Below are 15162 nucleotides of genomic sequence, written 5' to 3'. Positions count from 1 at the left end.
AACCTTCTAAAGCCTACTTGTAACTATAAGAGTCATTTAGAAGGTTCACCGGCTTCACCTTTAGTTGAATGAGTATAAATCAGATGTTTATGGTGAAAGAGGTACATAAAATAATAAAGAATCATCCTTCACCTCCTTCACAAAATAAAACAATACGGCATCGCGGAGACGCTTACAGGATAAAAAGCAGAGGGATAAATGAGAAGATAGCAACGTGGAGATGCTTATATCGTATAGATTAAGGGTCTATACACCCAATTTGTTGGGTATATAGATCCAGTGTATTGGTCATATAGATCTAGCACGTTGGATATATATATCCTGCGTCTTGGATATATATGCCCAACAACTCAAGTATTAATAGCCTAGATACAAAGCATTAATAGCTTATAACTCACGTGTTAATACTTGACGGAGCGTTTGCTATGAGCATATTTATTTTAGCTTATAGCATATTCGTTTTTCCTTATAGCATATTGACTTTAGCTCATAGCATATAAAAAGAACGGTGAAGAGTGTGAAGGATGATTCTTTATTATTTTATGTACCTCTTTCACCATAAATATCTGGTCTATAACTATTCAACTAACGGTGAAACTGGTGAAACTCTGTTTAAAGCTATTAGAGAATTACATAAATTCCATATTAATTAATGCACGCAACTATATTACTGAATTTCAAAGAAATAGATTATTTTCCAATCACAGATTAAAAGAGCTTCAAAGAAAAAAGGAGAATGTTACCCTGATCTTTATAAGATAGTAACATTCTCCTAACAATCAATCTCTAACCAAACATCTACCTATTTCAACTCAAATGGTACAATACCTTTAATATCTCTGGATGAACTGCCGATGATTGCCTCAAATTTGCCCGGTTCGGCCACCCATTCGTGTTTGGCATCATCGAAGAAGCTCAATGCTTTCTTATCAATCGTCAACGTTACTGCTTTCTCTTCTCCCGGAGCCAGTTTCACCTTCCGGAAACCTTTCAACTCTTTTATCGGACGAGGGAGCGAGGATTTTTTATCACTGATATAAAGCTGAACAACTTCCTGCCCCTCACGGGTTCCTGTATTCTTCACATTGACTGTGAAAGAAATGGTATCATCTACTGTCATTGTTTTCTTGTCGGCCGAGGGTTTTCCATAGGCGAAAGTAGTGTAACTCAAGCCATGTCCGAACGGGAACAACGGTTTGATTTTTTCTTTATCCGCCCAGCGATAACCTACGAAAATATCTTCCCGATAGATTTCATTAATGGTGTCTCCTCTATGTTTAGACTGTGCCAGTTCTTCTTTATTACCCGGATATTCGCCCAGTTTATGAGCACCTACATCTTCCAGTTTTGCAGGGAAGGTGAAAGGAAGTTTTCCTGAAGGATTAGCGTCTCCCACCAATACGGAAGCGAGAGCTGTTCCGGATTCCGAACCCAGAAACCAACCCTGAACAATAGCAGGCACTTCATTTACCCAAGGCATAGCCACTGCATTGCCGGAGATATTGACCACAATCAGGTTTTTATTCACCTTTGCCAGTTCGCTTATCACTCTATCCTGTGCGTATGGCAAACCTAAAGAAGCACGGTCCGAATCTTCACAATCCTGATGATTGCTCTTGTTCAAGCCACCGAAGAAAACTACATAATCGGCATCTTTAGCCACCTGCAAAGCCTCTGCAAGGAGTTCATCTTCCGAACGGTCGTCTTTCAAGTCCTGACCGGTTTTCACACCGTTATACTCTCCTGTCGGATCACCTACATACCCACGGGCATATACTACTTCCGCTTTTGAGCCCACACGGTTTTTCAGTCCATCCAATGGCGAAATCTCATATTTCACCTTCAAAGAAGAGCTACCGCCACCCACAGTCATCATCTTTATCGCATTTTCGCCAATAACTGCAATTTTCTTCGTTTTATTCAAATCGATTGGCAATACGTTACCGTTGTTCTGCAACAGTACAATGCCTTCTTCTCCAATCTGACGTCCGGCTTGCCCGTGCTCGGGAGAGCCTAAAGAGCCGAACGGTTTGTGCGGATCCATTGAAGTACGGAATATCAGACGAAGGACATTACTAACCTTTTCGTCCAGTTCCTTTGTTCCTACTTTACCCTCTTTTATCAGTTTCAGGTAAGGGAAAGCAAGGTAATAATTATCATACGCATTTCTCGTTCCGGCAGACAGTCCGTTCGTCCAGGAACCAAACTCAAGGTCCATGCCGTTGTGAATAGCCTGTTCGGTATGGTGCACACCACCCCAGTCAGACACGACAACACCATCAAAGCCCCATTCATCACGAAGAATGTCTTTGAGCAGACGCTTGTTATGGCAGGCGTGCTCTCCCTGATAGAGATTATAAGCGCCCATAATCGACCATGTTCCACCTTCCTGGACAGCCGCTTTAAAAGCAGGCAGGTATATTTCATAAAGAGCACGATCACTCAATTGCACATTGGTGGTATGGCGGTTGAACTCCTGATTGTTCAATGCATAATGCTTCACACAGGCAGCTACCCCGTTCTCTTGTACACCTTTGATGTAAGGAACCACCATAGTGGCGGACAGATACGGGTCTTCTCCCATATACTCGAAGTTACGTCCGTTCAAGGGAGTACGGTAGATATTCACACCGGGGCCCAACAGAATGTCTTTTTTGCGATAACGCGCCTCTTCACCGATACTTTTCCCGTAAAGATGAGACATTTCGGGATTCCATGTAGCAGCAAGGCACGTCAGTGCCGGATAGGCAATACAAGAATCGTTTGTCCATCCCGCCTGATCCCATTCATCCCACAACACTTCCGGACGGATACCGTGAGGACCGTCGGTAGCCCATACTTCGGGGATTCCGAGGCGGGGAACGCCTGCCGAACTAAATTTAGACTGTGCATGAATCATCTTCACCTTTTCTTCAAGGGTCATCCGGTTCAATGCATCTTTCACTCGCTCTTCGATAGGCTTACCAGTATCCAGATACACCGGCTTCTGCGCAAAGGCAGGCAACGCAGTTATCACAGACAAGCCAAGTAACATTGCTTTGAGTTTCATGTTTATTGATGATATAAGAAATGAGTTAATACTTTATTTATATAGACTCCCAAACAGGGGATATTTCCTAGTTGCGGACGGGTTTATTAATGTTTTTTACATTATTCCGCCCAAAGATGAATCCTGAAAGGGTACAATTCATCATACCCTTTCAGGATAGGTTCAATAAAAATCCGGCATCAGTCTTCAGATCAATTTATTTTCTCAACCTTCAAATCAGCATTTGCATTACCATTCGTTACATCAATGGTAAAGGAATGAAAGGTGATTTACTAAAAAATAACTTTTCGCTGATTCATTAACGGCATTTCCTGATTTATTTTTGTTAATCTATTGCCCGCTTTTATGCAAGCTATCCGATAAAATAGTATTTTCGGGGGTAGAAAATATAAAAGACTACCGTAATATGAAAATTACCCGTGATGATTTATTGATAGCTGCGTTCAAACTGTTTATGTCCGTGAATTACGAAAAAGCCAGTTTTGCGGAACTTGGCAAGATGCTCGGAATGTCGAAAGCCGGCATATTCAAATACTACAAGAACAAACAGGAGTTATTCATTGCTGTAGTGGACAGGTTTTGGTTCAGCACGCAGAATCCACGAAACAAATTCACTGAAACAAACGGTACGTTTGCCGAATTTATAGACGAATACGTGAGAGGAGTACAACGAACGATGGATATGCTGGGCAAGCTGATAGGCACAGATAAGGTGGCGCCAGAAAAGTTTTCATACCACGCCCAATATTTTCATTTTCTGTTTCAAGTGATCCAGTATGATCCTGACGCCAAAGAAAAGCTCCATAATCTCGTAACCAACGATTATGCTTACTGGCGTACCGCCATCCAACGTGCCATACAAACAGAAGAACTAAAAAAGGATGTAGACGTTGAGGAAGCGGTAGTCATGTTCCGACAGGTTTACATGGGTCTGTCCTTTGAAATGGCATTCCTGGGCGGATTGGATACCCAGCTACTCTCCAAACATTTACATGCCATTTACTCCTTATTGAAAAACTAGACTGTATTATTCAATACATACCATATTCCTTCCACCTAAGATTATCTATGCAAAAAAAAGATAAAAAAGAAACGACCGTTCACTTTTTCCGAAATAGTTTTATAACTTTGGCACTATCATTCAAAAAATGGTCGTTATAAATGTTATAAAACAAGCACTGTATGGAAGTAGACAAACAGCGGAAAAGAAAGGGATTTTTCAAAACACTGGTAACTATTTTACTGGGAACGAGAAAAGAATACACAGTGGAAGATATAGGCATCTTTTCCAGCAAGGTTTGTGATTGGTGGCAGAATGATCATTACAACTGGTTTACCATCCTACAACTGCCATTTTATTCTGCGGAAACAGTCATTGCAATAGAAGGCGATGCTTCCGAGCCGTCGCCACACCAATTGTTAGAATTACGGGCATTACTGAAAAATTGGACATCCATAACTGCCCGATTAGACAACCTAGTGCCTAATGAAAGCCGCTTGGTACATAAAGAAGAAATATACGCTTCCTGGCAAGACCATTTTTATCCGGAAGCAATAGCTCCATCCACTAAAGGCAATGACGGCTGGGAAATTACATTCGTCAAAGAGGATATGGATGACTGGTTCAGCTTTATCTGGAAAAATAACATTGTACGGAATTTAACTTTCAATTAAGCCGGAGAGCACATAAAGTAAATTATTACAAACAAAGAAAACAGTCAAACACTGTCCCTCTATCAGTCATTAACACGTTAAATTGCAATAATTATGAAAAAGTTTTTATTTATTCTGACCGTCATAGCCGGTCTTTTAATGAGTAGTAATGCCGAAGCACGCAGAATCAGAATTCCTGTAAGTAACAACATTCCGAAAGTAGCTACCCTCCCTGACAGCTCCTATTATAAAACGGACGAAGGTACTCATCTGGATTTAGGGTATATTGAGAAAGACGGCAAACGTACGCTCGTACTCTTTTCTGAATCGAAACCCGATACGTATTACGACATTTCTGACGAATATGCCGAAGCAATCCGGCAAGACCTGAATGTAGAAGAACTTAGCAGCCTCATCCCTGAACCCACATTTTGGGACAAATGGGGTGGCAGCCTCCTTTTTTATGGTCTTGCAGCATTGATAGTCATAGGCATATTATCCTACCTGAAAGACTTTATCCTGGGGCTTCTAGGCATGGTGAAAAAAGTGAAGGATAACAACGAGGAAAAAGAAAAATAGTACGGATACCTAAAAATAAAACCCATGAACATCTATTCGCTTATTCCGATTGTCTGCATTATCCTGTCTTTGGGATATTGGTTTTATACAAAAAGCAAAATCTCCCAGCAGGTTCAGGCAGTAGACAACACCGATTTCAAAGCAGAATTTGCAAATGCGACACAATACAAGAACCAATTTCTGACATCCGAACTCCCCTTTCTGAAAAAAGCGATGGAGCAAAATCCTATCGATGCTTTCAACTATGCTAATACCGAACACAACATGGTAGATGCCTTCAAAGACGGGATGAAAGACAAACTGAAAGGAATGGCTACTTTGGGAACTGTGCGTTTCACCACCGTGGCAACCCCCAAATATTTGGTATTAAGCGGTGATAAGCTGCACCTGTTCGACACGGATACCAATGGTGAAATAGACAAGCATCTGATATTCGAACCTTCGCAACTCAAAAACTCCAGACTCACCGTATATCCTTTGGAGGGACAGACAAAAGCACAAGCCCAAGCTCGCGGCAAAAATGTAAAAGCCTATAAACTCTCTTTGCAGACAGACGGAAAAGCAATTGAACTCATCCTTTATTCCTGTCTGATTTTTACGGATATTCCCGAAACTCCGGTAGATGCGAAAGAAACGGTACAGGCCATTGTCATTGCCAATGATTTTCTAAAACACCTAGGCGACTGCTATCCGAATCTGAAAGTGGCATTACCCATAGAAGAATCCTGATGTAAAAAGCCCTGATATAAAGCAGCACTTGCACATGATACCCTGAATCATCATGTTCCGGAATAAAGATGAAAGTAAAATTAAAATACCCGATATTTTGGTCCAGTCCGAACGACAACAGAGTCTATGTCTTTTGGAAAGAGGGCAAGACAACGAAACTCGATATGCTAAAAGAAGCCAACGGGTGGAAAGGTGATATAATTATTGATGCCACCGGAACAAAATATATTATCAAGTGCTCCTACATGACTAAATGGAAAGGTATACATGGATTCACAGGCATGATATACTACGAACAGGAATACGAAGACAATCCCGAATCTTTCTCCTTGCGACAGCTGCAAGACCAGATAGCGGAAAGATACCCTAAAACCCGGTGGTTCAAAGAGGAAGGTTGGGGCAGCAGGAATGATTTCAGACAAACAGTCTACGACTGCAAGACCTTTGAGGAGCTTGCAAGATTATTCAGACGTCCACCCGAAACTCTGCGCACACGGATTATAAATTGGTTGCATCCTACCCGGAAAGAACTGAAAATGAGAATCGGGTCTGTGCTGTTCCTTATCCTGTACCTGTTGGTGTGTTATTTGATATTTGAATACAATAATTAGCAATCCAAGTTCTTACCAATAAAAGTATTATCTTTGTTGCATGAAAAAATTAGTCATTGTTGGATGTGGACGACTTGCAGAAATCGTTGCGGATGCAGTTGTCAAAGGCTTATTACCAGATTATAATCTGGTAGGTGTCTATTCGCGTACGGCATCAAAAGCTGCGCACATCGTAAATAAAATGCAGCAACATGGCAAGCCTTGCATTGCTTGCGCCACATTGGAAGAGTTATTAGCATTAAAACCAGATTATCTGGTGGAGTCGGCCTCTCCTGCCGCTATGCGGGAATTGGCCTTGCCGGCATTGAGAAACGGAACGTCTGTCATTACCTTGTCTATCGGTGCTTTGGCAGACGAGACATTCTATCGGGAAGTGGCAGAAACCGCCAAGGCAAATGGCACACGAATCTATATCGCATCCGGAGCTACCGGTGGATTCGATGTTTTAAGAACTGCCTCCCTGATGGGAAATACAACAGCCCGCTTCTTCAATGAAAAAGGCCCTAACGGACTCAAAGGAACTCCCGTTTATGATGATTCTTTGCAAACGGAGCAACGTACCGTTTTCTCCGGAAGTGCTGCGGAAGCTATTCGCATCTTTCCAACCAAAGTGAATGTTACAGTTGCCGCCTCACGAGCTTCTGTCGGTCCGGAGAACATGCAGGTATCCATACAATCTACCCCCGGATTTGTGGGAGATACGCAAAGGGTAGAAATCAAAAATGACCAGGTGCATGCCGTAGTAGACATTTATAGTGCTACATCAGATATTGCAGGGTGGTCAGTAGTGAGCACCCTGATTAATATCGCATCACCCATTGTATTCTGACAGATTGGCCAACACTTTTGCGCTCAGGCGGTCAAACGCCTGACGCGTGCGGCCAGTAGACACCTGCATACAACGTACATGTGGATGATTGAGCAGTTGCTCATTCCCCAATGCGTCTACCGTATCACAAAAACAAAGGTTATCACCTTCCAGCCATTCAGTAAATGCAGCCTCATCCCATGCTGGTGACAAACCGGTATTGAATAAGATCTTCCGGTCACCCATCTGCCTGAATTCCTCTTCATGCAACAGAACCGTATTTTTATTAAGGCAACAACAAATGACTTCACTCTCTGCAAGGAGTTCCTTTAATGGTAAAAAGCGATATCCTTTGGCAGTGGCTGCTTCTTTCTCACTGCGGGCATAATATGAAATATCAGCGCCAAAGAACTTCAAAGCGTCCGCTATCATGCCACCAGACTTACCCAGTCCGACTATCCCGACTTTCAATCCGGTGATCTCACGAGGTAACTCCTCCCACGGTTCCTGTCCAAAGCCGTGCAAACAGCGCACCAATTCACTGACTACATATTCCACTACTCCCTCGTCACCATAATCCCGAATACCTGTCACCGTGATACCCCGTTCATTGGCATAGCGAATATCGACATTAGCACTTTCGGGAGAATAGAGCGAGCAACACATTCCAATGTATTTCACATTCGGACAACATTCAAGTACATATCGGTTGATACGGGAGGTATAACTCAAAAGCACCGCATCAGCATCTCCGATACGGGCAATGATTTCATCATCACTCGTGGGTATGTCAGGATACATCACGACCTGACCGGCAAATGACCACAACATTTTTTCGGCCGACGGAACCAGACTGACCGGCTCTATAGCTACAAGTTTCTGAAACATCGTTTTTTATTTTAGAAGTATTATAAAAACAAACATACACGGTTACCGGATTAGCAACCCAACATGGGCGCTAAGATACAAATTTCTAGTCATAATATCATTTAATGATGGACGATAACAGTATGTTTTAGACATACGAACGCAAGTTAGACATATCCAAAATCTCCGCGAATACCTACACGCAGACTCTTGGAGGCGCGGAAATTCACTCCGTTGAAAGCTACGGATTCAGAACGAATATCATTCTTATTTGCTACCAATCGGGAAGCTTTCACTTTGGTTGAGTTGGCTAGTTGTAACGTGACAACAGTCACCCTGCAAACAGATAAAGTGCACCCCAAAAGTTGTACGAGTAAAACATTATCCATTACCTAAAAAGGGTGATTTTTCTTTTTAGGGACTTTTCGGATAGCCTCTTTATTCTTTCCATCATTTATCTCTAAACTTGATTTTCAGAATCTTACCAATAGCCGGTTTATACTTCTTCAACATTCGGTCGAATCCCAAATCGTTCGGGTGAGTTCCGTCAATAGTTCCCTCATGATCTGTCCCCAGGAAATGGTCTTCTTTAATGAAATACAGATTCTTTACGCCTTTTTTACGCAACACTTCTACCTGTTCAGTTATAGCCTCATTCTGTCGCTTTACATTTTCACGGGCTTTCTGATTAAAGTTTCCTGTTTCGCGTATCAATGTCTGTATGATAATAATAGGTGTATCCGGATGTTTCTCCCGCAAGGTCATTACAAAGTCTACAGTCCGTTCGGTAATCTCTTTTGGAGAAGGATTAGGAATACAATCCAAGATAAAAGCATCCGCATCAATATCCGCTAACATCTCGGCAACTTCTTTCTCCATTTTCCCATTGCCACTCAATCCCAAATTAATGAAATTATATCCACTGCTACGGGATAAGCGGGCCGGATAGGCCATGCCCGGACGGCTGGCAGAAGCTCCCTGCAAAATACTGGATCCGTAGACTACTATTTTATCTTTGAACGGATTTTCTCCTTTATGTATGTGAGCATCAGAAGAAACACCTATCTCCAGATTCTTCAACTCATCGTATAAAGGCAGATATAACAAACATTCTTTCTCTTCGGTTCCCATATTATCGACAATCACTCTTTCCGTAGTCACACCACCCGGCATCCCTACTCCGGCAAATTGCCATTTCCCATCCCGTTTGATATACAAATCCAAGCCTTTCTGGGCTAATCTGGTCAAGTTTGGCAATTGGTAATTGTCAGGAACAGTCCATTTAGCTTTTATCACCGGACTGTTCGTTGTGAAGGAAATAGCCAAACCTGCAGAGTTAGTGAATAGTTTCTTTACCGCAGGAGGCATCGTACAATACTTTGCTGTGTCTACCCGATGGAAATATTCACCTTCGGTGGTCGCTTTTCCTACCAGTAAAAGCTCTTGGGCAGGTACATAGGTAAAATTGTTCTTCTGCTGTCCGAATGTTGTAAGGGGAAACATTATCAGACCCAGGCAAATCCAGACATTTCGTGTTAAGTTTCTCATGGTCAGTTTAATATTAACAGTTTATTAATTGTCAGCATATCGTAGCAGTATCAAAAAGCTACTTATAAATCAGCGTTGATAAATACTCTTCCGCAAACATTTCATTGGCAACCTCCAGTAGTTGCTCTGCTGTCAACTCCTCAATACGCTTAAAAACAAGCTCGGATGATTCATATTTATGATAATGAAGGTATGTTTTCGCCATTCCCAGTGCATTATTCTCAAAGTTATCAGATGCCACTCCAATTTGTCCGATCAACTGCTTTTTCGCTGCTGCCAATTGGGAGGAAGTCATTTTCACATCACGCATTCGCTTCAGTTCCTTATAGGTCAGTTTCAAACAGGTATCCATATCTTCTACATCCGTCCCGAAATAAATACAGAAAGCCCCTGTATCCGTGTAGGAGGTCAGATTGGATTCGACATTATAAACCAGTCCTCTGCGCTCACGAAGGGCCACATTGAGTTTGCTATTCATTCCGGGACCTCCGAGGACATTGTTCAATAAATAGAGAGCCGTGCGTTTGTCGTCATACGCATTATAGCCACGGCTACCAATCATTACATGTGCCTGGTGTGTGTCTCTGGGAACCGTCAAATGTTCCGGCACATAAAGAGGCGGAGGTGTACGACGATTCTCTACTCTTACATCAGGAATATCCGAAAGGTATTTTTCTACCAAACGGACGATTCTTTTGAAATCATATTGTCCCTGAACAAAAAACACCATATTCCCCGGTTGGTAAAACCGGCGGGTAAACGATAGAACATCTTCCGTGCGAAAACTCCGCAGAAGTTCCGGTTTACCAAGAATGTTTCTTCCCAATGGATGATTGCGGAAGATCATATCTTCAAAATCATCGAAGATCAGTTCCGACGGAGTATCCTCATACGACTGGATTTCATCAATAATGACCTCCGTTTCTTTTTCTATCTCATGCTGCGGAAAGGTTGAATGAAATACAATATCCCCCAACAGTTCAAGCGCCCGTTCCAGATGTTCTTTCAGGAAAGCGGCATAGACCACCGTTTCTTCCTTATTAGTGTAAGCATTCAGGTCGCCCCCCACATTCTCCATCCGGTTGAGGATATGCCAGGCTTTACGCTTCTCCGTTCCCTTAAAAATCAGATGTTCTACAAAATGGGCCATTCCCTGCTCATTCTCTGCCTCATCGCGTGTTCCGGCATCGATCGCAAAACCACAATAAGCTACTTTTGAGAGGGTCGGTTCATGGATAATACGTAAGCCATTTGGCAATGTATATTCGTTACCTTGCATTGTTTTATACTTCCTTATTGAATTAATGCCACAAAAATACAATAAAACTTATTGCTGTTTATAGAAAATTGCAGATATTTGTGGACTATAACAGCAACAACGTATATGGAAAAGATAGGAATATTCTGTTCCGCCTCCGAGAACATTGACAAAATGTACTTCGAAAGTGCCCGCCAAATAGGAGAATGGATGGGGCAGAAAGGCAAAACCTTGATATATGGAGGGGCCAGCCTCGGACTGATGGAATGTGTAGCCCGTGCCGTGAAAGAAAACGGAGGCAAGGTCATCGGAGTTGTTCCCACCAAACTGGAGGAGAACGGCAAAGTAAGCACTCTGTTAGACGAAGAAATTCACACCCGCAACTTGAGTGACCGCAAAGATATCATAACAGAGAAGTCGGAAGTGTTAGTCGCACTACCCGGAGGCGTTGGTACACTCGATGAGATTTTCCATGTAATAGCCGCTGCTTCTATCGGTTATCACCGGAAAAAGGTCATCTTCTACAACGAATATGGTTTCTATGACGAACTATTGAAAGCACTCCACACCCTGGAGGATAAAGGTTTTGCACGGCAACCATTCTCAACTTATTACGAAGTGGCAAACACATTGAACGAATTAAAAGAAAAAATAAACTGATTATATGATAGACTCCATCAAACAACTTTTGCAACAGGAAGCACAAGCTGTGCTCAATATCCCTGTAACAGACGCTTATGAAAAAGCAGTGAAACTGATTGTAGAACAAATACATCAGAAAAAGGGAAAACTGGTAACTTCCGGTATGGGAAAAGCCGGACAGATTGCCATGAACATTGCTACAACTTTCTGTTCCACCGGTATTCCATCCGTCTTTCTGCATCCCAGCGAGGCGCAACACGGGGACTTGGGTATTTTACAAGAAAATGATTTACTCCTGTTGATCTCCAACTCGGGCAAGACACGGGAAATTGTGGAATTAACCCGTCTGGCTCATAATCTGAATCCGGATTTGAAGTTTATTGTCATTACCGGTAATCCGGACAGTCCGTTAGCAAAAGAGTCGGATGTTTGTCTTAGTACCGGTAAGCCGGCTGAAGTCTGTGTGTTAGGTATGACTCCTACTACCTCTACCACTGCCATGACAGTGATCGGAGATATATTGGTGGTACAAACCATGAAAGAAACAGGATTTACGATCGCCGAATACTCAAAACGCCATCATGGTGGTTATCTGGGAGAAAAATCAAGATCACTATGCGAAAAGTAATCGGTATTGGAGAAACAATCCTCGATATCATCTTTCGAGGTGACCAGCCTTCCGCAGCCGTACCGGGAGGCTCTGTATTCAACGGCATCGTCTCATTGGGACGAATGGGAATAAACGTCGGCTTCATCAGTGAAACCGGAAATGACCGTGTAGGCAATATTATCCTGCAGTTTATGCGTGAGAATAATATCCCCACGGATCACGTCAACGTATTCCCGGACGGAAAATCACCGGTATCTCTGGCTTTTTTGAATGCACAAAGCGATGCAGAGTATATCTTTTACAAAGATTACCCAAAACAGCGCTTGGACGTCCTATTCCCTAAATTAGAGGAGGATGACATTGTGATGGTGGGTTCGTATTATGCACTGAATCCGGTATTACGGGAAAAGGTTCTCGAATTACTCGATCAGGCACGGGAAAAGAAAGCCATCATCTATTATGACCCGAATTTCCGCTCTTCTCATAAGAACGAAGCCATGAAACTGGCTCCAACCATTATTGAAAATCTTGAATATGCAGACATTGTACGCGGTTCATTGGAGGATTTCCTCTATATGTATAATATGCAGGATATAGACAAGATATACAAGGATAAAATCAAGTTCTATTGCCCACGCTTCATCTGTACTGCAGGCGGGGAAAAGGTAACGTTGCGCACCAATCTGGTCAACAAAGATTATCCGGTAGAACCGTTACAGGCAGTCAGTACCATTGGAGCCGGCGACAATTTTAACGCAGGACTCATTTATGGATTACTCAAATATGATGTTCGATACCGCGATCTAAATAACTTGAATGAAGAAATCTGGGATAAAATAATCCAATGCGGAAAAGACTTCGCAGCGGAGGTTTGCGGAAGTTTCAGCAATTCTGTTTCGGTGGAGTTTGCAAAAAAATACAAATAACAATTATTCCCTAATTTTATATAGACATTTCTGAAAAAGATTCCATATCATACATTCCATATCAAACCGGTATTCACTTTTACGGTTCGATATGGAATTATAAATCTTAGACATGAGAATTAAATCACAAGCTAGCATTTATCAAATATTATATTTACCTTTATCCCAAATTCAGCTTTAGCGATAAAATCTAATATAATCATGAGAAAGTTTATTTTACCTGTGTTACTCTGCTTTATTTTTATCAATCCGGCTACAGCTAACGATGAAATCAAGTCATTACTAAAAACATTAGATAAAGCCCTAAAGTATAAATTAGATTATGCAGAACAAAAGCAAGAGCAAATAGATAGTCTCAAAATAGAACTGAAGTTACACCATAAAATACACAAAAAAGTACAAATAGCCGAATTATTATGTTTCGCCTATTCTTCCTTTCAAAAAGATTCCGCTTTAACCTATGCTATTCATATGAATGAGTTGGCTCAAGAAAGTGGAGATGGAGAGCTTATCATTGAAGCCAAGTTAGATTATGCGCGTATTTTATCTTCCATGGGATTTTTCAAAGAAGCATTGTCCATTGTCAATCCCATACAACATGAATTATTGTCTCCCAAACTTAGAGTGGAATACTTCCTCGGGCAAGCCACTATCTACAATCACCAGAAGAATTTTGCTTCCAGTGAAATAGAATCACGCAAGAATGATTTGATAGAACAAACTTATCGTGACTCCTTACTTCAATGCGCAGAAGTCCCTTCCAATATACGGGCTTTCACAATTGCTCCTATCCTGCTACACAAAAAGAAATATAATGATGCCATCCATATGCTGGATAGCGCTTATTTAAGCTATCCCCAATATTCACGGAATGCCGGCATATTAGCTTATTCATTAGCCTCCGCCTATCAAGGCAAAGGCGACTCCAGGAATGCGATCAAATACTTTGCCATATCCGCCATATCCGATGTAATAAGCGGAACAAGAGAGAACCGCTCTTTGCGAATATTGGCAAAACTTATTTTTGAAAGTGGAGACATAGATCGGGCATACGCATACATGAAAAATGCAATGGAAGATGCGATTTTATGTAATGCAAGAATTAATACTATCGAAGCCTCGGATATGTATCTCTTCATCGACAAGGCCTTTCAAGAGAAAGAGAAACGCAAATTTGTTATTATCAATAGCCTACTCAGTTCGCTGTGCCTTGTCTGTATCCTATTAATTATACTTTTCACCCAACTAAAGAAGCAAAAGAAAAAAGTGGAACAAGCCAATAAAAGCCTGTCATACCATTTGGATGAAATACAAAACATAAATTCTGCACTGGCTGATAGCAGTAAAATTAAGGAAGAATATGTGGGATTATATATGGAACAATATACCAACTATATCACTCAGATAGACAGTTTCAAGAAAAGAGCCCTTAAAATAGCAAAGAGTGAAGATATCAATAAAGTGGTTTCTTTCCTCAAGTCTTCGCTAAATACAGAAGGAGATCTGGCAGAGTTTTATAATAATTTCGACAAAGCAATCCTCAACTTATTCCCAAACTTCGTAGCGGACTTTAACGCACTCTTATCACCCGAAAATGCTATAATACCTGGTACTGGTAAACTACTGACTCCCGAACTGAGAATCTTTGCACTGATTCGGTTAGGAATTACAGATAGTGTGAAAATAGCCCATTTCTTGCAATACTCATTATCAACTATCTACAACTACCGCTCGAAAATGAGAAGCAAAGCCATTGGTGATCGTAACTCTTTCGAAGAAAGAGTAGGACGCATCGGACAATAAAAATTCCCACTGCAATAAGCTGTTTTTTCTTATTGCAGTGGGAATGATATTTTTTTCACATTGAGCTTAAGCCCCGAAC

14 protein-coding genes and 1 pseudogene are annotated in these 15162 nt (G+C 41.6%); 10 read left to right on the top strand and 5 right to left on the bottom strand.

What is annotated here, in order from left to right; all coding sequences use genetic code 11:
- Positions 1-802: 802 nt before the first annotated feature.
- Positions 803-3049, bottom strand: coding sequence for a glycoside hydrolase family 3 C-terminal domain-containing protein (locus I2I04_RS08530; protein WP_195654799.1), 2247 nt, complete (start codon positions 3047-3049; stop codon positions 803-805).
- 406 nt (positions 3050-3455) lie between these two features.
- Here I2I04_RS08530 and I2I04_RS08525 point away from each other — a divergent pair, with 406 nt between their 5' ends.
- The 6 genes from I2I04_RS08525 to I2I04_RS08500 all read left to right on the top strand — a co-directional run bounded on the left by I2I04_RS08525 (position 3456) and on the right by I2I04_RS08500 (position 7450).
- A complete protein-coding gene (locus I2I04_RS08525; protein ID WP_143256686.1) occupies positions 3456-4070 on the top strand; it encodes a TetR/AcrR family transcriptional regulator in 615 nt (204 codons plus the stop codon).
- 161 nt (positions 4071-4231) lie between these two features.
- On the top strand, positions 4232-4723 hold the full coding sequence (locus I2I04_RS08520; RefSeq protein WP_195473116.1) for a hypothetical protein: 492 nt from the start codon (positions 4232-4234) through the stop codon (positions 4721-4723).
- A gap of 87 nt (positions 4724-4810) precedes the next feature.
- Positions 4811-5281 carry a hypothetical protein gene (locus I2I04_RS08515; RefSeq protein ID WP_195473148.1) on the top strand — a complete coding sequence of 157 codons (471 nt, stop codon included), beginning with the start codon at positions 4811-4813 and terminating at the stop codon, positions 5279-5281.
- A gap of 24 nt (positions 5282-5305) precedes the next feature.
- Positions 5306-6010 (top strand): hypothetical protein, encoded by a 705-nt coding sequence (locus I2I04_RS08510; protein WP_195473117.1) that lies wholly within the window; start codon positions 5306-5308, stop codon positions 6008-6010.
- 68 nt (positions 6011-6078) lie between these two features.
- Positions 6079-6621 carry a hypothetical protein gene (locus I2I04_RS08505; RefSeq protein WP_195654798.1) on the top strand — a complete coding sequence of 181 codons (543 nt, stop codon included), beginning with the start codon at positions 6079-6081 and terminating at the stop codon, positions 6619-6621.
- Between the two features lie 40 nt (positions 6622-6661).
- Entirely contained in the window at positions 6662-7450 is a 789-nt protein-coding gene (locus I2I04_RS08500) for an aspartate dehydrogenase domain-containing protein (RefSeq protein WP_143256681.1), read from the top strand.
- Here the strand turns inward: I2I04_RS08500 and I2I04_RS08495 are convergent.
- The 4 genes and pseudogenes from I2I04_RS08495 to I2I04_RS08480 all read right to left on the bottom strand — a co-directional run bounded on the left by I2I04_RS08495 (position 7433) and on the right by I2I04_RS08480 (position 11123).
- Positions 7433-8317: a D-isomer specific 2-hydroxyacid dehydrogenase family protein gene (locus tag I2I04_RS08495; RefSeq protein WP_195654797.1), complete on the bottom strand. Its 885-nt coding sequence runs from the start codon at positions 8315-8317 to the stop codon at positions 7433-7435. The two genes, I2I04_RS08500 and I2I04_RS08495, sit on opposite strands and share 18 nt — an antisense overlap.
- A 161-nt stretch (positions 8318-8478) precedes the next feature.
- Positions 8479-8601: pseudogene (locus tag I2I04_RS08490) on the bottom strand (DNA-binding protein); the annotation flags it as partial.
- Between the two features lie 145 nt (positions 8602-8746).
- Positions 8747-9844, bottom strand: a complete 1098-nt coding sequence (locus I2I04_RS08485; RefSeq protein ID WP_143256679.1) for an SGNH/GDSL hydrolase family protein — start codon at positions 9842-9844, stop codon at positions 8747-8749.
- Positions 9845-9902: 58 nt separating this feature from the next.
- A complete protein-coding gene (locus I2I04_RS08480; protein ID WP_143256678.1) occupies positions 9903-11123 on the bottom strand; it encodes a M16 family metallopeptidase in 1221 nt (406 codons plus the stop codon).
- A 105-nt stretch (positions 11124-11228) separates the two neighbouring features.
- Here I2I04_RS08480 and I2I04_RS08475 point away from each other — a divergent pair, with 105 nt between their 5' ends.
- From I2I04_RS08475 to I2I04_RS08460, 4 genes are all read left to right on the top strand, one after another.
- Positions 11229-11762, top strand: a complete 534-nt coding sequence (locus I2I04_RS08475; RefSeq protein WP_143256677.1) for a TIGR00730 family Rossman fold protein — start codon at positions 11229-11231, stop codon at positions 11760-11762.
- Positions 11763-11766: 4 nt separating this feature from the next.
- Positions 11767-12372, top strand: coding sequence for an SIS domain-containing protein (locus I2I04_RS08470; RefSeq protein WP_143256676.1), 606 nt, complete (start codon positions 11767-11769; stop codon positions 12370-12372).
- Positions 12360-13280 (top strand): carbohydrate kinase family protein, encoded by a 921-nt coding sequence (locus tag I2I04_RS08465; RefSeq protein ID WP_143256675.1) that lies wholly within the window; start codon positions 12360-12362, stop codon positions 13278-13280. Before I2I04_RS08470 ends, I2I04_RS08465 begins: the two co-directional genes overlap by 13 nt.
- Before the next feature lie 201 nt (positions 13281-13481).
- On the top strand, positions 13482-15083 hold the full coding sequence (locus tag I2I04_RS08460; protein ID WP_143256674.1) for a DUF6377 domain-containing protein: 1602 nt from the start codon (positions 13482-13484) through the stop codon (positions 15081-15083).
- Positions 15084-15162: the final 79 nt, after the last annotated feature.

This window comes from Bacteroides sp. 1001136B_160425_E2, from assembly GCF_015559655.1.
Classification (GTDB): domain Bacteria; phylum Bacteroidota; class Bacteroidia; order Bacteroidales; family Bacteroidaceae; genus Bacteroides; species Bacteroides luhongzhouii.
Note: the sequence above shows the minus strand (reverse complement) of the source record. Positions and strands in the feature narration are given on the sequence as shown.